The 21,164-nt window shown below is 63.0% G+C and carries 15 protein-coding genes; 7 read left to right on the top strand and 8 right to left on the bottom strand.

Annotated elements, in window-relative coordinates; translation table 11 throughout:
• Window positions 1-36 precede the first annotated feature (36 nt).
• Window positions 37-1,041 carry a LacI family DNA-binding transcriptional regulator gene (locus tag M1E02_RS00800; RefSeq protein ID WP_479376281.1) on the bottom strand — a complete coding sequence of 335 codons (1,005 nt, stop codon included), beginning with the start codon at window positions 1,039-1,041 and terminating at the stop codon, window positions 37-39.
• A 298-nt stretch (window positions 1,042-1,339) separates the two neighbouring features.
• On the opposite strand from M1E02_RS00800, the gene M1E02_RS00805 reads away from it, so the two are divergent.
• Entirely contained in the window at window positions 1,340-4,792 is a 3,453-nt protein-coding gene (locus M1E02_RS00805; RefSeq protein WP_479376282.1) for a LamG-like jellyroll fold domain-containing protein, read from the top strand.
• 104 nt (window positions 4,793-4,896) lie between these two features.
• On the opposite strand, the gene M1E02_RS00810 is transcribed toward M1E02_RS00805, so the two are convergent.
• Complete coding sequence (locus M1E02_RS00810) at window positions 4,897-5,523, bottom strand: transcriptional regulator (RefSeq protein WP_479376283.1); 627 nt, start codon at window positions 5,521-5,523, stop codon at window positions 4,897-4,899.
• Between the two features lie 157 nt (window positions 5,524-5,680).
• On the opposite strand from M1E02_RS00810, the gene M1E02_RS00815 reads away from it, so the two are divergent.
• Window positions 5,681-7,210 carry a M28 family peptidase gene (locus M1E02_RS00815; RefSeq protein ID WP_479376284.1) on the top strand — a complete coding sequence of 510 codons (1,530 nt, stop codon included), beginning with the start codon at window positions 5,681-5,683 and terminating at the stop codon, window positions 7,208-7,210.
• A 110-nt stretch (window positions 7,211-7,320) separates the two neighbouring features.
• On the opposite strand, the gene M1E02_RS00820 is transcribed toward M1E02_RS00815, so the two are convergent.
• From M1E02_RS00820 to M1E02_RS00845, 6 genes are all read right to left on the bottom strand, one after another.
• Window positions 7,321-9,828: a PEP/pyruvate-binding domain-containing protein gene (locus M1E02_RS00820; RefSeq protein ID WP_479376285.1), complete on the bottom strand. Its 2,508-nt coding sequence runs from the start codon at window positions 9,826-9,828 to the stop codon at window positions 7,321-7,323.
• A gap of 44 nt (window positions 9,829-9,872) precedes the next feature.
• Window positions 9,873-11,138 carry a low temperature requirement protein A gene (locus M1E02_RS00825; protein ID WP_479376286.1) on the bottom strand — a complete coding sequence of 422 codons (1,266 nt, stop codon included), beginning with the start codon at window positions 11,136-11,138 and terminating at the stop codon, window positions 9,873-9,875.
• Window positions 11,139-11,152: 14 nt separating this feature from the next.
• The gene (locus M1E02_RS00830; RefSeq protein ID WP_479376287.1) at window positions 11,153-12,469 is read right to left on the bottom strand and encodes an ATP-binding protein; all 1,317 of its coding nucleotides are present in this window, start codon (window positions 12,467-12,469) and stop codon (window positions 11,153-11,155) included.
• A gap of 104 nt (window positions 12,470-12,573) precedes the next feature.
• Complete coding sequence (locus M1E02_RS00835) at window positions 12,574-13,470, bottom strand: DNA/RNA non-specific endonuclease (protein WP_479376288.1); 897 nt, start codon at window positions 13,468-13,470, stop codon at window positions 12,574-12,576.
• Between the two features lie 98 nt (window positions 13,471-13,568).
• Complete coding sequence (locus M1E02_RS00840) at window positions 13,569-14,435, bottom strand: hypothetical protein (RefSeq protein WP_479376289.1); 867 nt, start codon at window positions 14,433-14,435, stop codon at window positions 13,569-13,571.
• A 264-nt stretch (window positions 14,436-14,699) separates the two neighbouring features.
• Window positions 14,700-15,704 (bottom strand): aldo/keto reductase family protein, encoded by a 1,005-nt coding sequence (locus M1E02_RS00845; RefSeq protein ID WP_479378250.1) that lies wholly within the window; start codon window positions 15,702-15,704, stop codon window positions 14,700-14,702.
• Window positions 15,705-15,944: 240 nt separating this feature from the next.
• Between M1E02_RS00845 and M1E02_RS00850 the strand changes: the two genes are divergently transcribed.
• The 5 genes from M1E02_RS00850 (at window position 15,945) to M1E02_RS00870 (ending at window position 21,100) form a co-directional block, all read left to right on the top strand.
• Window positions 15,945-17,567 carry an anchored repeat ABC transporter, substrate-binding protein gene (locus M1E02_RS00850; RefSeq protein ID WP_479376290.1) on the top strand — a complete coding sequence of 541 codons (1,623 nt, stop codon included), beginning with the start codon at window positions 15,945-15,947 and terminating at the stop codon, window positions 17,565-17,567.
• A complete protein-coding gene (locus M1E02_RS00855) occupies window positions 17,554-18,558 on the top strand; it encodes a choice-of-anchor M domain-containing protein (protein ID WP_479376291.1) in 1,005 nt (334 codons plus the stop codon). The genes M1E02_RS00850 and M1E02_RS00855 overlap by 14 nt, the downstream gene beginning before the upstream one ends.
• The gene (locus M1E02_RS00860; protein ID WP_479376292.1) at window positions 18,555-19,382 is read left to right on the top strand and encodes an anchored repeat-type ABC transporter ATP-binding subunit; all 828 of its coding nucleotides are present in this window, start codon (window positions 18,555-18,557) and stop codon (window positions 19,380-19,382) included. Before M1E02_RS00855 ends, M1E02_RS00860 begins: the two co-directional genes overlap by 4 nt.
• Window positions 19,379-20,290, top strand: a complete 912-nt coding sequence (locus M1E02_RS00865) for an anchored repeat-type ABC transporter permease subunit (RefSeq protein WP_479376293.1) — start codon at window positions 19,379-19,381, stop codon at window positions 20,288-20,290. The genes M1E02_RS00860 and M1E02_RS00865 overlap by 4 nt, the downstream gene beginning before the upstream one ends.
• Before the next feature lie 87 nt (window positions 20,291-20,377).
• Window positions 20,378-21,100, top strand: coding sequence for a TIGR03769 domain-containing protein (locus tag M1E02_RS00870; RefSeq protein WP_479376294.1), 723 nt, complete (start codon window positions 20,378-20,380; stop codon window positions 21,098-21,100).
• Window positions 21,101-21,164: the final 64 nt, after the last annotated feature.

A 21,164-nucleotide genomic window follows, 5' to 3' on the forward strand; every position in this document is an offset into this window, starting at 1 on the left:
CGGACCCTGCGAAGTCCACGACGCGGGGTGTACTGGCTAGCGGACCGTGCCCCGGTCCACGAGCTCGGGGGCGACGAAGCGGACGAGTGGTTCGCCAGCCTGGTCTGGATTATTGATCCTTTGAACAAGCCGTTCGACTGCCATCCGGCCAAGTTCGCCAGGGGAAGTTTCCACGGCGGTGTACGGGAGTGAGAAGTCCCGTCCGAACTCCTTGGAATAGAGACTGACTACGGACAGATCGGATGGAACAGACATGCCACGATTGCTGAGGAACGCGGGCAGCGCTGCGATGGTCGCATCATTGTGGACGATCAATGCGGTGGCATCAGGCCGTGAACTCAGCATTGCCTCGAGGCTGGTCTGAATGGCAGGCTGCCGTGATTCGCCATAGTAGGTGTGCAAGTGGATGCCGTAGCGGGCTGCACGCTCCTGCGCCGCATCCCGGAAACGCCACGTATACGCTGCACCCCGGTCAAAGACATGCTTTGGCGGGCAAAGCAGCATGATGTCGCGATGCCCCAACCCGTACAGGTTGTCGACTATGACCCTTGCGGCCTCTCCGAAGTCCAGATCGAAGACGTCAAGGCCATTCGGCTCACCGGGAAGCCCAATGAGTGCGCCGGGCTGACGCACGGACCTCATCACCTCAATCCGCGGATCGGAATGGTGGATGTCCAGGAGGACCACTCCGTCGACCATGTTCGACTCCGTGACCCTGCGCAGGGCCGCGGCGCCGTCGTCCTCGGTAATCATGAGGATGTCGTAGCCGCGCTCCCGTGCCGCACTGGACACTGACATGACGTACTGCATCATCGCCGGCGCGAACTCGTCAGCGTTGAAGTGAAGCAGAAGCCCCAGAACCATGGTTTTTTGGCTCGCCAGTGCCCGCGCTCCGGCGTTAGGGGTGAAGCCCAGGTTCTCCACTGCCGCCCGGATGCGTTCCTGGGTCTCCGGGGAGATAGAGCGTTTCCCCGAAAGGGCGTATGAGACAGTGCTGCGCGAGACACCAGCCTCACGTGCCACGTCACCAATGGTTGCCAAGGGTCCTCCTGCGTCGAATCGGTTCGCTAAATGTAGCCTCGATTTTTGGTTCTGGCAATGACGTGTAGTCGAAACAGCGGAAATCGCCCTCCGGAAGCGTCTTATTGGGTCCAGAAAGGCTGGGTTGGGGCCGATTTCGACCAAACTCTTGTGGCCCCCATCACGCGTATGTACACTGCTCGAACCGGTTCGACAGCGTTATGGCGTCACTTCAAGAGCTATGCCCAACAGGGATGACGACGTCGTTTCCCAGCGCTACGTACCCAACGACTGTCCCCAACCCAGAAAGTGATACCCGGTGAAACGACAACAACGTCCACTCCCCAGCCGTGTCCTCTCCGCCACCCTCGCCGGCGCGTTATGCGTCGGTGGAGGACTCACGCTCTTTGCCCCTGCGGGAGCACAAGCTGCCCCGGCCCCGATGATGGTGGCCGCGGCTGATGTTCCTCTTCCCGATGAGAGCCTGATCCTCCACTACGATTTCGAAGCCAACCAGGTGGCCGGCTCTACGGTTACTGACCTGTCCACGAAGCACCTCAACGGTGCGATCGCGAACGTAGCCAACGCTGCGTTCGTTGACGGCCGCACACCGGGCACGAGGGCCATCAGCCTCCCCGGCGGTGCGGCAGGTTCGACGACGGCGCCCTACGTCACAGTGCCGAACGGGCTCTTCCAGACCGCGAAGGCGATGACGGTGTCATCCTGGATGAAGTGGGACGGCGGCGCTGACTTTCAGTGGCTGTACGGGCTCGGCAAGGACCTCAACAACGCCACGTTCCTGACGCCGTCGTTCGCGGGCGACTCCAAAACGCGCTCCTCCATCAAGCCCGTCAACGGGACAGCCGAAGTCGGTGTTTCAGGAAGCAGCAAGATCCCGATTGGCAGCTGGGTCAACGTGACCACCACTATCGACCAGCAAACCATCACGTATTACCTCAACGGCATAAGCCTGGGGACGAAACCGGCAACGGTGGACCTGGTGGCGAAGATGTACTCAGCCACGAACACCACGTCCGGGGCCTTGGGTAAGGCCTTTTGGGGAGGGCACCCCTTCTTCGACGGCGCGATCGATGACTTCAGGGTCTATTCCCAGTCCCTGACCCCGGAGCAAGTGCGGACCCTCGCCGGTGACACCGTTCCGAGGGCTGACTTCACGGTGGACCTGGGAACCAGCACCGGCCCCTTCCACGGCGGCGCTTCAGGCACCCTTTACGGCGTGTACGGTGAAGGGCTGCCTTCCGCCAACCTTCTTGAGGCCATCAAACTGCGTACGGTGTCCACCAAGGCCCAGGACGGACCCCAGCACCCGGGAGCCGACGCCCTGGAAGTGGTCAAACCTCTGGCTGATGCCTCCAATGGTGACGTCTATATCTACATGACCGACATCTACCGCGGGTTCCCCTACCAGTGGCCCGGGAGCACGCCTGAAGCACGCCTGAACGACTACAAGGCCAAGGTTGCTGCCCAGGTTGATCAGGTGCTGCAGCTTCCCGTCGAGTACCGGGACAATATTGTTTTCGTGCCGTACAACGAACCCGAAGGGAACATGTTCGGCACAAGCACATGGAGCTACAACAACATCAGCTGGCTGAACGACCCGCAGTACTTCTTCAAGGCGTGGGATGACACGTACAAGCTCATCAGGGCCAAGATGCCAACAGCCCGGATCGCCGGCCCCAACACCAGCACGCTCTACAACCAGGTGGAGGGTTTCCTTAAGCACACGGTGGCGGCCGGAACGGTGCCCGACGTGATGACCTGGCATGAACTCAGCGCTCCGCAATTGATCCGCACCAATGTTGCCCGTTACCGCGGCTGGGAAGATAGAGCGTTCGCCGGCACTGCCCTGGCCGGGAAGCATCTGCCGATCAATCTCAACGAGTATGCCTTCAACTACCACACCTCAGTGCCGGGGCAGATGATCCAGTGGTTCTCCGCCATCGAGGACTCAAAGGTGGACGGCGACATCGCCTACTGGAACATCGACGGCAACCTCAGCGACTCGGCAGTCCAGGCGAACCGTGCCAACGGCCAGTGGTGGCTCCTGAACGCGTACGCCCAGATGTCCGGGGATACCGTGAAGGTCACCCCGCCCAAGCCGAATGTCAGCTACACCCTTCAGGGCGTGGCAACTCTGGACAAGGCCAAGGCGCAATCGCGCATTCTCCTGGGTGGAACCAGCGGCAACCAGCATGTGCAGGTCAACGGAGTGGATCCGGCAGTGTTCGGCAGCAGCGTGCACGCCCTGGTCAAGGAGATCGGCTGGAGCGGGCAGCTGGGTGATGCGGCCCAGCCGTCGGTGGTTGGTCAGCTGAACCTCCCAGTGACGAACGGCTCGATCGGCTTCGATTTCGGTGCGCACCTGCCCGCCCTCAACGCTGATTCCTCCTATGAGATCATCCTCACCCCAGGCGGGAAAGCCTCCACCGGCACCCCCGCAACCTCGCTGTGGAAGGGAACGTACGAGGCCGAGAACGCCGCCTTCACCGGAACCGGCTACACCAAGAACGGGCCGGAAGGCTCGCCGTCGGCCGTCTCAAAGTTCTACACCTCAGGAAACTACAACGTGGGCGGCCTTCGCACGGATTCAGACATCAAGCTGAACTTCGATGTCACCGTGCCGCAGAACGGGGACTACGATCTCAGCGTCTTCGCAAACTCCCTGAACACCTTCGGGCTGGTCCAGGAACAAGGGCCCACAAACGTGTTCCTCACCGTCGACGGCGGAGCCGAGCAGGAAATGTACCTCCCGCTGGGTTACAAGTGGGTGGTCTGGGACCACGCAGACACCAAGGTCAAGCTGACAGCCGGGAAACACACCATTTCCCTGTCTGCGAAGAATCTGGCCGGAACCAAGGGGACCAAGGGCGACGCCATTGTGGACAAGATCGACCTCATCCTGAAAAACCCAGCCGGGGCACAGGCCATATATGAGGGCGAAAACGCAACCTTCAAGGGGGCAGTAGCCGACTACACCCGTACCGGGGTCTCCGGTTCGGGAACGGCACGCATCACTCAGGGGCAAAGCGCCACGTTCTGGGTCTACTCCGCGGCTGACGGCGAGGCTGAGCTCTCCGTGGACATCCTTGGCACCGGCGCTGCGAACATGAGCGTAAACGGCCAGAGAGTGGCCGAAGGAATCACCGGGCCGCTCACCAAGCCGGTGTTCCTCGCAGGAGGCATCAACAAGGTCCAGGTAACAGCCGATTCGGGCACACTCTACGTGGACCGGGTCCGCACCGGGGCATCATCCGGGAAGCTCACTTCCACCGCCTATGAAGCAGAGACTGCTACGCTCTCCGGTTCCGCCGCCATCACCAACTACCTGCTGGCCTCAGGCGGCAAGGCAGTGACGAATGTTGGCGGAGATCCAAACAACACCAACACCCTCACTTTCGGAAACGTCCAGGCACCCGTGGCCGGTACATACGCGCTGACCGTGCGCTACTCCAACCAGGAGCAGTCACCCGCCACGCACTACAACCCGGACCCGCTGGCACGCCACGCCGAAATCCAGGTCAACGGCGGAACCACCAAGCGAGGCTGGTTCCCCCACACGTTCCACGCGGACAACTTCTGGGAAATCACAATCCCCGTGGAGCTGAAAGCAGGAACGAACACCATCAGGTTCTCCTCACAGGAGCTGCCGAACTACAACAGCACCGAACTGCTCTCAGCGTCCGCTCCGGAACTGTTGAGGTCGAAATACGCGCCAAACGTCGACCGCATCCGGGTGACCGCACTGAAGTGACATTCTGGTTCTTCATGACGTAGTACGGATGCACGACTCATCCTGACCCCGTGAGCAACGAGGGAGGGGAGGCCACAAAGCCTCCTCTCCCTCTTTGCGTTGTATCAGAACCGCGGAATACCCAGGGTGGAAAGAAGGTCTTCGTGCAGCTGGAACCAGACGGAGTGATACGAGGCCGGACTGTCCGTCACGTAGTCCAGGTCTCCGAACTTGCTGCGCTTGATCGCGTCCCCGAGCCGCAGGGCGTACCGCTCGAACCGGGGCAGTGCCGTGGCCAGCTCGGCACAGACCACTCCGGCGCGGGCATGGAACTCCACAAACCTGTACAGGATTCTCGCGTCATAGCCGGAGTCGCTGTGATCGTTCATCTTCAGTGTTCCCTCACCGGGAATCGTTTGCCACGCGGTACAGAGATCCAGGAGTTCCGGATTCAGCACCAGGAAGCGCACATATGCAGCAGTCAAAGCTTCCCTTGTGCCGGCCGCTGAGAGCTCGTTGGCGATCAGCTCCGCATCTTTTGTGCGACCGGCTTCCGTAAGGCCCCACCCACCGAAATGGCCGGAAACTCGGGTCACCAGACCAGCCACAGCCAGGTCCAGCAACTGCGACTCCGTCTTGGATTCAGACAGCCCGGCAGTTTGAGCAATGCGCTGGAGGCTCGCGAAACCGATGCAGCGGATGGTGTGTAGCACCAGGAGATCGACATTGCTTGGTTGGGGCAGCTCACGCATGGCCTGATGGTATCCGGTTGAAGTCGATCTGCGGCCACATCCTCCAAGTCCTTTGTCAATCCCTTTCTCGCCGAATTCGTATCCGCTAGGCTCACCTCACCACCGGTCCGGACGAAGATGTCCGGACCGGATTCCGCATAATTCAGGAGACCCCTAAATGCAGAAGAATCGGAAGTACGGCCGTGCGGCCATCGTCGCCACCATCGCACTCGCATTCACCTTGGCACCACCTGCCAATGCCGACAACGGAACGGACACCTTGGCCCTTCGGGAGGCCGTGTCTGCAGCCAACATCACAGATCACCTTGAAGCACTCCAGGCCATCGCAGACGCCAACGGCGGCACCAGGGCAGCCGGAACGCCGGGCTACGAAGCATCGGCCGTGTACATCGAACAGCAGTTGACCGCTGCCGGTTATGTGCCTACCCGGCAGCACTTCAGCTACGACCAGTTCAATGTGGTCAGCGCCGTGTTGGACCGTATTACACCGACAGCGAGAACGTACGTCCCTGACGGCGAGGAGCCTGAGTTCCAGGTGATGACGTACTCCGGGACAGGCGATGTCACAGCCGCAGTCACAGCCGTTGATATCAACCTGGCCGGGGACAGGGCGTCCACCAGCGGGTGTGAAGGTACCGACTTCGCCGGGTTTACCGCCGGAAACATCGCGTTGATCCAGCGGGGCACCTGCCCGTTCCGGACGAAGGTGGACAATGCCGCCGCAGCCGGGGCTGCGGGTGTGATTATTTTCAATCAAGGCAACGAGGTGCCCGACGACGACCGGTTTGGTCTCATTTTCGGCACCCTGGATCCGCCGCAGGCCTCCATTCCCGCCGTCGGAACCACGTTCGAGATCGGCGAGGAGCTCGCAGGACTCAGCAACCTGACCATGCGCGTGGCCGTGGACGCTACCCTCACCACGATCAACACGTTCAACGTCCTTGCTGACACCATCGGACGGACGGACAGGACCGTGGTTGTTGGCGCGCACCTTGATTCCGTCGCTGAGGGTCCCGGTATCAACGACAACGGGACAGGTTCAGCTGCCATCCTGGAGACCGCTCTTCAGATGGCCGCGTCCGGAGATGCCCCCACCAACCGGGTGCGTTTCGCTTTCTGGGGCGGGGAAGAAGATGGCCTGGTGGGATCGGACTATTACGTTTCCCAGCTGACGTCAGCGCAAATCAAAGACCACGCCGTCAACCTGAACTTCGATATGGTCGGTTCGCCCAACTATGTGCGCTTCGTGTACGACGGTGACGGCTCGGCCTTCGGAGAAACCGGACCCAACGGATCCGCACGGGTGGAACAGGTCTTCCTGGACTATTTCGCTTCCCAGGGTCTGGCCGCGGAACCGACCGAGTTTGACGGACGCTCGGATTATTTCGGATTCATAGAGAACGGCATCCCGGCGGGCGGCCTGTTCACCGGCGCCGAGGGGATCAAGTCTGCTGCGCAGGCGGCCGTGTACGGCGGTACCGCAGGTGCCCCCTACGACCCGTGCTACCACAACGTCTGCGACACCATTAACAATGTCAATGAAACGGTGCTCGAAGAGATGGCGGATGCGATCGCACACGCCACTCTGACGTTCGCCGAGACAACGTCTGCCATCAATGGCTCGGCCAAGGGCAAGGGGTCAGGCAATGTGGAACTCGAACACAGGGGACACAACGCGCTGAAGTAGGACTCAGCCCGGAATTCAGCCAGTAAGGCACGGCCGCATCATCGCCCTACCCGGTGGTGATGCGGCCATTCCTGTGCCGCAGCGTCGTCGACCCGGAACCCGGTACGTTGTCAGGGAGCCGCTACGGCCGCCGTGACCCTCCCCAGCGTTCCGTCAACCTGCACGCTCTGCCCATTGAGTAGTGTGCTGGTCCCCGAGCCGGTGCCCATGACAGCCGGGATTCCATATTCCCTGGCCACAATCGCAGCGTGGGAGCCGATCCCGCCAGCGTCCACCACCACTGCTGCCGCCCTCCGGAACAATGGCGTCCAGGCAGGGTTGGTGTACGGGCAAACGAGTACCTCACCGCTGCGCAGCAACCCGAATTCGTCAGGCCCCCGGATGATCCGAACCGTACCGGTGGCAACACCACGGCTGGCGGGCATCCCCGAGATGAGTGCCCCCGCAGCACGGCGCTTGTGTCGGAACAAGACTGCCGGATCCACCAGCGGAATCCCTTCCAGTTCCCGGCGTTTGGCGGCCCTGGCCAGCACCAGCCGGCGGTACCGTTCACGTTCGACGGCGGGCAGCGCGCCGCCGTCGTGCATTTCCTCGAGTTCCTCGAAGCGGAGGTGATGGACGTCCGCAGCGTCCGCGAGCACTCCGCCCTCGTGCAGCCGCTGGCCCAGGTCCAGCAACGCCTGGCGGAGGGAAGGCATCACCTTGGTGGCGTAGAAGTGGCTGTCCTCGCGGAAGGCCATGCCCGTTTTTGCGGCCTCTACCGCGGACAGCAGGTGCCGACGCACAGCTGGCCTCCTCGCGGCGGGATGTTTCATGAGTTCGGTCATCGCCGCCCCGGTCTGGTCGGTGGCCGGTCTCCTTTCACCAAGCATTGAGGTGATGAGGCCCAGCACGACGTCCGGAGCGTCGGACCATGTGGGCGAACTGCTCAGCACGATGCTCACCGTTTCCCGGTGCCCGTACTCCGCCAGGAAGGCCTGAAAGTTGCTGTGAAACTCCCGGAATTCCGGCTCCGATTCCAACCTGGCCAAGAGTTCGCCCGGGCCGCCTGGCCCAGCGAAGGCCAGCATCAGGCCGGGATCTGCCCCCACCTGCAGGGCGAGGTTTTCCAGCGCCCGGTTGGCCTGGCTGGTGCGTGTTTCCGCGCCTGCAATGAGGACTGAGCCGAGGTGCTTCTTGCCCAGCAGCAGGAGCATGAGGCGCAGCTTCAGCTGTGGAACAAACGCGCCGGGGAGGTAAGAGATCCGCAAATCGGTAATTCCGCGCATTGTAGCGAAGGCATCCTCCGCGAGCCCCACCACCCCGCGCCAGGTCAGGGACCGTGGATCCTGCTTCTCGAGCCGGCGGACGTTGTCCAGGAACATCGTGAATCTGCTGTCCTGCGTCCAAAGGGCAGGATTGAACCGGCGGGCCCTGCGCGCAACCGAGATGGGGGCGGCGAGGGTGCGAAGTGTCGGATGCGGCACCGGAGTAATCAGCTGCAGCACCACGCCGTCCTCCTCAGGAAGCAACTTTTCAACCGGGGGAAAAACGACACCCACGCTGCCCGCCATGCCACGCAGCATGGCCAGCACCCCGCGCTCCATCCATCCCGAGACGTCCAGCGGGTAGGGCCGCATCTGGAACATCTCAACAAAGAACGGTCCCATCAGGAGCTGGAACGGGTTCAACCGCAGCGGCGGCGGAGGAAGGGCCGTCACGGGGTGCGACTGCAGCACGTACACCCTCCCGTCCGCCACAGCCCATTCCATATCCTGCGGCCGGCCGAAATGGCCCTGGGCCCGGAGCGCCAACCGGGCCAGCTCCTCGAGGTGCCCGTCCGAAAGGGCCGGGCGGTTTGTGCCGGTACCGGCACTCTCCGCTGTGCCTCCGCCGGCAAGGGAACGGATGCTTAACTGGCGGCCTCCAGGGGTGAAGGCCCGGACCTTTCCCGTACTGTCCAGGACGTAATGCTCCGGTGTGACCAGCCCTGAAACCACGGCCTCGCCGAGACCGGCGCTGGCGTCGACTACGATCTCACCGCGCTCGCCAGTCACCGGGTTCGCGCTGAACATGACCCCGGCGGTCTCCGCCTGAACCATCTCCTGGACAACGACGGCGATGGCAACCTGCCGCTGGTCTATCCCCTGGCGCTGCCGGTATGAGATGGCCCGGTCGGTCCAGAGTGAGGTCCAGCAATCCAACACGGCCTGAAGAAGCGCTTCCTCGCCGACGACGTTCAGATAGGTGTCCTGTTGGCCGGCAAAAGCGGCGCCGGGCAGGTCCTCAGCCGTAGCGCTTGAACGCACGGCCACTGGCACGTCTCCCATTGCGGCGTAGGCCGCAGCGATTTCGGCGCGGACAGCGTCCGGTATCTCCGCTTGGGTGAATAGGTCCCGGATTTGTGCTCCGGATGCCTTGTCGGCGTCGTTGGACGTGACCAGCAGCCTGTCCAGCTCGGCGCCCAGGCCGCCTTCCGCCAGGAGAGCCGCATAGGCGGCGGTGGTGACAACGAAACCTGGCGGCACCGGGAAGCCTTGGCTCATCAGTTCGCCGAGGTTGGCGCCTTTTCCTCCAGCCAGTAAAAGATCGTCGGCACCAAAATCGGCCAGGAAGCCGACGGTCTTCTTCTCAGTCATTCGGGGCTCCTGACGGGAACTGGCTGGTTCTTCACAAGCTACGCTCAGCTGCCGGCCACGGCCACCCTTGAATGCAGGCGTTCCAGTGCAATCTTCCGGCATTGGGCCGCCTTCGCTCGAGGATGTTCCTCAACCACCACTGACACAGCCAAGGCGGCGCAAATCACCAGCATGCACACGGGAACGGACACTCCTACGGCGGCCAGCCCCACGCTGAGCCCAAGCAGAAGCACCACTACCGCTGCCACACCGATAATTGTCCGGTCAAAGCCCAGCATGGCGATGTACAGCCAGGTCAGCGAGAGCTTGAAGAGCGCGACGGGAACGGCCATGGTGGCCACCGCAACCGCGGCGCTGATATGGGCCTCATGGTCTATGAAGTAAGCGGCAACATGCAAACCGGCGCCAGTTGCGGCAATCGCGGCAAAAATCGGCATGTGGGCGTAGCCGAAAAGAAAAGAACGGTGCCGCTGGAGATGCAGCGACTGGCCGGCCGGCAAGATGAAGTAGATCCACCACATCCCGAAGGCAATGGCAGTCCCGGCAAAGCCCACAATCGCAGCATCAAGTGTCCAGTCGTGGTTCGCAACGATAGCGCGCAAGGTTTCGATGGCCCCGATAAGGCATTCGCCCAACGCGATGATGGCCAGGAGTCCGTAGCGTTCCGCGATGTGGTGGGCGTGCCAGGGTGTCCTGATCCTCCGTTCGGCGAGGGAAGGGGTGGCCATCTCGAACAAGAAGAGCGGCACCATCATCAGGAAAGTGGTCAGGATGTCGGCCTGGACGATCATCACCACAATCCAGCCGAGCTGTGCCAGCACAAGATACTTCGCATAGTTGAGGCAGGTTTGCCGCCTCTGTGGATCTTGCCTGGCAGCCCGCAGCCACTGGGAAACGAGGGCCAGCCGCATTATCACGTAGCCGGCAACCATCACCGCGTTGTCAACATGGCCGCCTTCCACCAGGGAGTGAAACATCGGCTCGATCCCCATCGCCAGGATCAGGACGCCCATCATCTGCACCATGGTGACAACCCTGAATATCCAGTCGTCGGTGTCGTAGGCGCTGGCAAACCAACTGAAGTTGATCCATGCCCAGATCACCGCGAACATGGCGAAGGTAAAACCCAGGAGGCCCGCCCCGAAGTGCGCCTCGGCAATCTCATGGGCAAATTGGCTGCCGGCCACGCCGAAGGCAATCACAAAGGTGAGATCGAAAAAGAGCTCCAGCGGAGTAGCGGCCCTGTGCTTCTCCCCGGGATCCCGGCCTCCCATCCGGATGAGTGCATGCCCGAGTGGGTTCGTGGCCATAAAAGCGCCTCCTGCTATACGCGACCGAGGGAGTCGATGTCCTCCAGGAATTCAGCGTAGACCTCTTTGCTGACGGTGGTCCGCGTTTCTCCGATCGCGTCCAGGTAGTCCTGGGTGGCCGGACCCTTCCGGACGGCTTCCCGGACTGAGGCGCTTCCGCCGGACGCGAGCCCGCCGTCGTCGTACACTGCTTTTTCCAGCGCCCGCTGGGACGCACTGCGCGCCGCATACTCGATGTCCGCCGGCGAGAAGCCTTCGGTGCGGTCCACAAGGAGTTCGATATCAACGTCGTCCACCACTGTGGGAGGGATGAAGCGCTGCCACATGGCCTCGCGGGCGATGCGGTCTGGAAGGCCGATGGGGATGACGTAGTCGAACCGGCCGTGACGCAGGAACGCACTGTCCAGGGCGCGGATGAAGTTGGTGGCGCAGACCAGCAGGCGGCCGGGCTGTTCGCGGAAGGCCGGGATGATTTTGAGTAGTTCATTGGTGACGCCCTGCAGCGGGGACGGCGGTTCGCCGGAGCGCTGGGCCGCAATCTCCTCCACCTCGTCAATGAACACCACCGCGTGCTCCAGTTCCGCGATCTCCAGGAAGGTCTCCCGCAGCGCACCCGCGAGGCCTTTAGGATCCGAGGCCAGGCGGGACGGGAATACCTCCACGAACGGCCACTCCAAGCGGGAAGCGATGGCCTTCGCAAACGTGGTTTTGCCGGTACCAGGGGGCCCGAACAACACCACTGCCCGGGGCGGAACCACACCGTATTCGTCAGCGAGATCCGCCTCGGCCAGCGGCAGGACCAGCCGCCGCTCCAGCAGTTCTTTCTCGTTGTGCATGCCGGCAACGTTCTCCCAGAGGTTCCGGGCCAGAACCCGGCCGCCCAGCAGGCCCAAAGGCTCCAGTTCCTGGCGTGCCACAGGAATTTTGCGTTCAAAGTAACGCAGGTTCTTCTTGAGCTGGAAGCCGCGGCTGAGGAAGGCCTCCACCCGGGTCTCGGATTCCGGCATCAACGCAGAGAGCTTGTTGAGCCCGTGCGGAGCCATCCGGTTTTCGACGGCGGCCAACAGTGACGTGCCGATTCCCCGGCCGCGGAACTCGGGCAGCGTGGCCAGGAAAACCACCCAGCCCTGGTCATGGGCGGCACGTCCGACGGCGGCCCCCACCACTTGCTCGCCCTGCACCGCCACTACCGCGTAGTCCTTCTCACAGGAGGCCAGAACTTCAGACAGCGCATAGACGGGTTCGACGTTGGTGGCTTTGAGGGATTCCCACAGGTGCAGGATCCCGTCAAGGTCGGCCGAATGAAAATCCCTGATCCGCCAGGTGGTCATGAGGTGTCTCCCGCGTGGTTCGTCGTTGAGCCAATGAGTGCCCTTCGAGCATATGGCAACGGAGGTGACGCCGGCGTGTGTACGGGGACTATCGGGGTACTCGGTTATGCCGGGAGATCAAAGTCCAAATCAAGGTCTTCGGGGGAGTGCAGGCGCCGCCAGGCCGAACCTACGCGTGCGGATGGCAATACCGCGGCGATGGGCATACGGTCCAGGGCAATCAGGTGTGCGAGTTCGAGACCACTGAGTGTGGCGATGTCCCGGATCGGTACTTGGAACGTCCGGAATGGACCAAGCGGCGGAGCGTCTTCCTCAACCCCGGGCCGCGGCACATCCGGCAGCTCTGCCAGTTGCGGTGACTGGTCTACCACATACCCCGTCGCAGCCAGCGCGCCGCTCTCGATAAACACGGCGACCTTAAAGAACTGCAAGGGAATTTCGACACCCCGGTATACGGGATCTTGTTCACTGAAGATGGGACCAGTGAAGATGACCAGGCGCCGGCGGTTGTCCGCCGCGTTCTCCAGCAGGTAAGACTCCAGGCCCAGCCAAAGCTCCAGTCCCTGGTTGAACTTGGCCGCCTGAGGCGCCGCGTTTGTGTAGTGAAAGGTGTCTTCATTCGCCATGGCCGCTTCTGCCAGCGTGTCACCCCACACGGCTGAAGCCCTGCGGACCAGGTGACCGCGGTCGATGTCGTTGCGGGCGTAGACCCTTTCGCCTGTCTGCTGGTCCTGGGACAACCGCGGGTCCAGCCTCCATTGGATTCCATCACGGTCCACGTTCATCAGCTTCTCACCGTCAATTCCGAGGGCGGTTACGGCGGCCAGTCGCTTGTCCAACCGCATCAGAACCGAGAAGTGCGTGTACGGGAGCAAGGCGGTGGCTGCGTCGTCCAGGGTGGGGAGGGGAACACGGGTCCCGAGGAATTGATCGTCGTATCCAGCGCGGTCAGAGAGATCGTTCACCATCAAGGACATGGGCTCGGGCAGTAGCTGGTTCATCCGCAGAACGTATCAGCGGCAGGTGACAGTAACGTGAACGTAAGCTGCACGGATCCCGAATTGACCCCCATTGTCAGGGAAGGGCACCTGCACCGTTCTCATGTCCTGGATCTGGATCGGACCACTAAGGCCCGGAGGAACGTCCCTGCCAATGCGATTGCCAACGCCAGCAGTACGGCGGGTCCTGCTGTGCCGGGAGCCAGCGCGGCGGCAAACACCCCAGCACCCTGCTCCGCCATCGCCGGCAGGTCGCCGCCGAGAACGCGCGAGCCCAACGCACTCCTGATCCCGCCAAACAAGGCTGGAATCACCCAAAGCAAGGCCAGGTTGACGGCCCAGACCAGCACTCGATTCATGGGCCGAAACCCGCACCATACAAGTGCCGTCCCCACAAGCACCGCCGGCAGCCAACGCCAAAGCATGGCCACCTCAGACGGCACGTTGTAGGCCCCTATAACGTGGGTGACCCCGGTTGCTGCCCAGGCGACAAAAGGCACTGCCATGACGCCGACGCCAAGAGCGGTCAAGGCCGTGGATTTTGCCGAGAGGAGCAAGAGTGCCACCAGACTTGCAACGATCGCCGCGCCCACCCCTGCCAGCAGACCGGCCAGGTAAAGGGCAGACCGGGCCCCGGGTGCCAGGCCGTTTTCAACCACCGAAAATGCCTGGATCGTTGCCGTGGCTTGGACTAACAGCAGACCTGCCGCAGCGCACCAGACAGTCAGACCGCGCCTTTTTGGAGACCAGCACCTCACTGCCAGGCCGGCTGCAGCTCCGCCAGTGGTCAAAAGGGCCACCAATGTGATGGCTTCGTACTGACTCAGTGGCAGCAGCGCCAGCGGCATCTCGGCGGCCCACACCTGCGTGCCCCAAAGGTTTTGCAGTGGCAGCCGTCCCCCGGTGATCAGCCACGGGACCAAACCCAGCAATCCGGCAGCGAGCCCAATTATGAAGGCAATTGTCACCAAGCGCGCTGTGCCCCTTGGTCCCCCCGAATGCGCTGGCCGCGGCATTGCCGCTCTATCATGCACAGCGTCGGCCGCCACTCCGGCAGTCATAGTCGGGGAAGTCGATGGATCTGGCCGGGTCATAGAAGCTCCTTCGGTTTTATGCGGAATCCGGGCGCCCGCTGTGCAGTCTAGGCGCCCGGATTCATGTCCGCCAGAGACCAAAGGCATCTGGTCGAATATACACCGAGTGGATAAATACTGCTCCGCAGCAGGGAATTTCTATGCGTCGCGCAGGTTCGGCGAAATTGTCTTTGCCGGATCCGTCTCGGCCACGGAGCCGATGGCGTCGTCAATCTGCTTCATAACGGCCGGTTCCAGCTTTACGCCGGCAGCCTTGACGTTCGATTCCACCTGCTCCGGACGGGAAGCCCCGATGATGGCGGCGGCTACGTTCGGATTCTGCAGGACCCAGGCGATGCTCAGCTGCGCCATGGTAAGCCCTGCCTCGTCCGCAATGGGCTTCAGTTTCTGCACGGCGGTGAGGACGTCGTCCTTCATCCAGCCCTTGACCATGTCGGCCCCGCCCTTCCCGTCGGTGGCCCGGCTGCCCTCCGGCGCCGGTTGGCCGGGAAGGTACTTTCCAGTGAGCACGCCCTGAGCAAGCGGTGACCAGACGATCTGGGACAGGCCCAGTTCCTCCGACGCCGGAACAACTTCTTCCTCGATGACCCGCCACAGCATGGAGTACTGGGGCTGGTTGGAAATCAGCTGGATGCCAAGGTCCTTCGCGAGGGCATGGCCCGCCCTGATCTGCTCCGCATTCCACTCGCTCACGCCGATGTAGAGTGCCTTGCCCAGCCGGACGACGTCCGCGAAGGCCTGCATGGTTTCCTCAAGCGGAGTGGAGACGTCGTAGCGGTGGGCCTGGTAGAGGTCCACGTAGTCCGTCTGCAGCCGGCTCAACGAACCGTTGATGGACTCCATGATGTGCTTGCGAGACAGCCCGACGTCGTTCTTCCCGCCGGGGCCGGTTGGCCAGAAAACCTTGGTGAAAATTTCGATGGATTCGCGCCGTTCACCCTTGAGAGCCTCGCCCAGGACGCTTTCGGCGGCAGTGTTCGCGTAGACGTCCGCGGTGTCGAAAGTGCTGATGCCGGCGTCCAAAGCGGCCTGTACACACTGGGTGGCGACGTCGTTCTCCACCTGTGAGCCGTGCGTGAGCCAGTTGCCGAACGTGATTTCGGAGATTTTGAAGCCGCTGTTGCCCAGATACCGGAATTGCATGGTGTTGAAGCTCGCTCTCTTGAATTGAACAGTCATTTCCCCGTGCGCAGCGGACAGCACTGCGGTTGCGGAGGTTGTCTCCAACCTAAGTGCTTCCCGTCCCGGGATAAACCCCTTTGCCTGTCCCTGCTCTTCCTAGGACTCGGAAACCTACCCTCGGCATATTGGGCACCTCCATTGGTTGAGAATGATTATCATGTGCTTTAGAGTCGAGAAGTTCCCCTTTGACCGAAAGCAGCCGTGCCCTTCATCGCCCGTTCACCTCGCCACGGCACTGCCGTGTCCGTCACCGTGCTCGCTGCCCTTGTGGGTCTGCTCCTCGCAGGGTGCGCGCCCCCGGTGCAGTTCAGTGTGCAGGACCCCCGGCTCAAGGTCATCGCGACGACGGGCATCATCGCTGATATCGCCCAAAACGTAGCGGGGCAGCGGGCTGTGGTGACCTCGCTAGTGCCACCAGGTGCGAGCGTTCACTCCTATGAGCCCACTCTGCGGGACGTGCGTTCCATCGCCTACGCGGATCTGGCGCTCTCGAACGGCCTCCTCCTCGAGGAGCACCGCATTGTCAAGGCTCTTGCGGCGAACCTGCGTCCCGGTGTCGGCAACCTGGCGCTGGGCGAAGAGGCCGACAAGCGTGGTGGCAAAGTCATCCCCCTGATTGAGAACCTCACGTTGGATACGGTGTGGCTCGGGATCCGGGCGCGCGGCAGTGGTGCGGCACTTGGGACGACAGCCGGATCCGACGTCGAGCTCCGTGCGGCCGCGGTCGAAGGGCCCGGCCGGCTGGTTGCTTACACCACCGAGACACTCGGCGCCCGCCGCATGTTCATTGACTCAGACCAGATCGGCGCCGACTCTGCCGTTCTGCCGCCCAACGCGCACTCGCATATGAGCTGGGCCTTCACCGCCCCGGGTGTCTACCGGCTCACGCTCGCCGCGGCTGTCCGCAGGGAGGCCGGGGCCACGCCATTGCCTGTCGGTGAGTCGACGTACACGTTCGCCGTCGGAGTGGCGCCGGAAACGGCGGCGAGGACGCTGGCCCATGCGAACCCTGCGGTTGATCCGGATGCCGTGACCGTCCTCGAGGGTGGCCATGTGGATGTCTCCGTGGACCTCGACGCCGGCCACCTCGACCTCTACGGCGATGTCCATGGACAGCAGGGCGAGCGGATGAGCTACGATCCGGAATCGACGGTAATTGAGGTCCCCAATAAAGCCATTCAGGAGATTCCCAGCGGACCCGGCTACCGCTTTCTGGGCAACCCCGGCGACCGCCTCTACCAGCTGCCCCAGGCGGTGCTTGGCAAACACGTCCATGGCGAGCTTGATCCACACTTGTGGCAGAACGTCAAAAATGCCAAGGCCTACGCGCTGACAATCCGGGATGCACTGGTACTGCGGGACCCGGATGGCAAAGCAACATATGATGCGAACACTGCCCGCTTCACCGCCGAACTTGATGCGCTCGACGCCGAGATCGCCGCCGGGATGAGCGCGATCCCGCGGGAGCGCCGGCAGCTCGTAACCACCCACGACGCCTTCGCCTACTTCGCGGACGCCTACGGCCTGACGGTCGCAGGTTTTGTCACGCCGAGTCCAGTTGTCCAACCGAGCGTCCAGGACCGTCGCAAGCTCACCGAGACCATCCGCAACCTGGCGGTCCCTGCCGTCTTTCTCGAGCCCAACCTTCTCACCCGAACCTCGGCATTAACCTCGATCGCCCGGGATGCCGGCGTGGCCGTCTGCCCGATTTACGGTGACACGTTCGACTCTGCCGTCACCACCTATGCAGCGATGATGCGCGCAAACGCAGACTCCGTCTCGCGCTGCCTCAACCCGGAAAGCACCACCTATGAGAAGCATTAAACATCTCCCCTCCCTGCTGCTCGCGGCTGTTCTCGCCACCGGCCTGGCTGGTGGGACGGCCCTGTTTGTGCCGGGCACCGTGCTTGTTGCGCATGCTGCCAAGCCCGCGCCTCCGGACGGTCGTGTGGTAGTTGACCGCGGGCACCTCGACCTCGCTCCTCGCTTCGTCGACGGTGCTTGGCGCGTCCAGGTTCGCGACGGCACCCTCGAGCCACCAGTGTGGCGTGAGACGGAGGATGTAGTGTTCCACGTTCGCGATACCGCCGAACTGACCATGCCGGACGACCCGGCCTACGCGTTCGTCGGAAAGGCTGCGGGGCAGGCCGTCCATGTGGTACCCCAGACGGAGATGCCAGGAGATGTCTGGATCGGTTGGAACACGCAGGATAGCGGCGTTATCCAGGGCGTTAAGCGGCAGATCGCTTTCACGCTGGTGGGCGCAGAGGGACCCGGCGATCTCCTGCTATATCTCCAGAGCGGCAACCTTACGGCCCCGCAGGTGCTGTGGGATTCACGTGTAACCGGGCTTCAGGACATCTTTATGGACACCAACGTCCACACTCACGGGAACTGGATCTTTACAGAGCCGGGCACGTACCTGCTGACGGTCGAGTTCGCCGCGGAACTCGCCGATGGAACGCCCCTGGTGGACCGGAAGGTGCTGCGCTTCGCCGTCGGCGACTCGGCGGACACGCAGGCGGTGTTCGACGCCGTTCCCGCCGCTGCAGCCGAGGGAAAGACGGAGACCAGGGGCAACAAAGACGGGGTCGAGTCGGCGGCACTGGCGGGAACGGGGCCGTTTGGCCTTCCTGCAGAAGCGGTGACTGCCGCGATGACGGGGGTCGGTGCCGTCGGAATCCTCGCAATTGGGGTGATCGTTGCAGCGGCGGCCGTACGTGGACGACGCGCCAAGGCTGCCGCAGCGGCGGAGCTTGCGCATACCCGCGGGGCCGACAAGGCGGCCGCCAATGCCGGGGAGACTCGGGCGTGAGCGCCTTGGCCCCAGGGGATGCCGCCGCAGGAGGAACCTTTCCAGGTCCGCCGGGCCCTCTTATCGACGTCGCGAACCTTGCTGTGACACTCAGCGGGCGCGAGGTGCTCAAGGGCGTGGATCTACAGGTCAGGGCAGGCGAACTCGTGGGGCTCGTAGGCCCCAATGGCGCGGGTAAGACAACACTCCTGCGCTCGATTCTCGGGCTGGTGAAGCCCTCCAAGGGGCATGTGCACGTCAGCGCGGCGCGAATCGGCCGGAGCCGCCAGCGGCTTGGCTACGTGCCGCAGAAGCACGAGTTCGCATGGGAATTCCCCATCACCGTCGAGGACGCCGTTATGACCGGCCGCACTGCAGCACTGGGTTGGCTGCGGCGTCCGGGTCTGGAGGATTGGCGCGCTGTCAACGCCGCGCTCGACCGCGTCCAGTTGGCCGATCTGCACCGCCGCACGGTGGGGGAGCTCTCCGGTGGGCAGAAGCAGCGCGTTCTGGTGGCCCGCGCACTGGCCCTGGCGCCGCAGGGTCTCCTGCTCGACGAGCCGTTCACTGGCCTGGATATCCCCACCCAACAGCTTCTCACCGGGCTCTTCGCGGAACTGACTGCCGAAGGAACGGCCATTGTGATGGCAACCCATGACCTGGCCGGCGCCGTTGCTGATTGCACGCGCCTGTGCCTCGTGAACCGGACCATCGTGGCCGACGGGACGCCGGCCGAGGTCATAACAACAGACGGGTGGATGCGGGCCTTTGGCGCGCAGCCCTTGCCTGGGGCCGGGCCAAACGCTGTGCTGGCTGCCGAACAGACCGAAATGGTGCGTGCATGATGTCCTTCGCTGATTTCCTCGCCGATCTGGCTAACCCGGACCTCGCCTTCCTGCCGCGCGCGCTGCTCGTGGCTGTCGCCTCGTCAGTACTGTGCGGGATCGTGGGTAACTTTGTGGTGTTGCGGGGCATGGCCTTTATCGGCGATGCCGTCTCACACGCCGTGTTTCCGGGCCTCGCCGTCGCGTTCGTCCTCCAAGGAAACCTGATCCTCGGCGGAGCGGTGGCGGGAGTACTCACGGCACTCCTCATCGCGGTGTTCACCCAGCACCGCCGGCTGCGCGAGGATTCGGTCATCGGTGTCTTCTTCGCCGCGGCGTTCGCCCTGGGTATCGTCGTGGTGAGCCGCGCGCCAGGGTATTCCGGGTCGCTTGAGTCCTTCCTTTTCGGCTCGATCACTGGAATCCCGGATGAGGACGTCATCACGGTTGCCGTAGGGACGGTCCTCGTTCTCGGCGTTCTTGCGGCTCTGTACAAGGAGTTCGTGGCCGTGAGCATCGACAGGGACATGGCGCGCGCGTCGGGGCTGCCGGTGATGTGGCTGGACATGGCGCTGTACGTGCTCGTCACCATCGCGGTGGTCCTCTCTCTCCAGACCATCGGTACCATCCTCGTCCTCGCCCTGCTCATAACACCGGCCGCAACCGCGCGCCTGCTCACAGACAGCCTGGGCCGCATGATGCTCCTCGCGCCGCTCATAGGAGGAAGCGCGGCAGCGGTGGGCCTCTATGTGTCATGGAGCTGGGACCTTCCCGTCGGCGGGACGATCGTGCTCGTGGCCACCGGGCTGTTCGTCGCGGCATGGGCTGTGGCTCCCCGGCATGGGGTCCTCTTGCGCCTGGTCCACCGCAAGACGCCGAACCCGCCGGATGAGATGTCTGAGCCGGCTGGGTTGACTACCGCCGAATAACCCAGTAGGGTCCAGCTTGTTTGAGAATCATTCTCAATAAGGATGGTTATCCACCGTCCGCACACTACTCGCACCAGAAAGGTGCCCATGCTGCACTCTTCTATTTCCGCCGCCTCATCCCCAACGTCCGGAGCGCACACAGCCACAGCCAAGGTAAGGACCCGCAGGTCCCTCGGGCTTGCCGGGTCAGTAGCCGCCGGCGTCGCGGCTCTCGTCCTCGCATTCGGGGTCCCGGCCGCTAACGCCGCGACATCCCACGTCTCACAAGGGCATGCTGACATTGCCCGCGCGAGCATCAATCCCACGACGAACAAACTCATCCTGGGCCTCAACCATGAGTACACGGGCGCGTACTACACGGCTGCCCAGGTTGCCGCGTCGCCCACCAAGGAACCGGTGGTCGACGTCGTCGTGACCCAGCGTGAAGGCTCTTCGTGGGTGATCAAGGCCAACGATTCCAATCCGTCCCAGCTCCTCGCGGGCTTCGCCCTGTCCGGCTCGGAAGCACCCCAGGGGATCGGCGCCGAAGGAGTTCTCGTCAACGGCGACCGCATTGCCTACAGCGTTGTCCCGGCGTCCGGGAACCCGGGCAGCGTAAGCGTTGTGTTTGATTCGACCCAGAACGTTGTTTCCTCCGGAACCACACACACCGCAACGGTGGCAGACGTGACGGCCCCCGAGGCGCTCCACGTCCACCCAAAGTGGACCTTTTCCGCCGCGGGCACCTACTACGTGACCATCAAGGCCTCGAATGTTGAGGGCAAAGTAGCCGCGTCCGATCCGCTGACCTACAAGATCGTCACCAAATAGTCGACGGCGGGTGCCGGGATTCTCATCCCGGCACCCGCTGGACATACCGCCTCACATCCCCACC

This window comes from Arthrobacter sp. Z5-13, assembly GCF_056499105.1.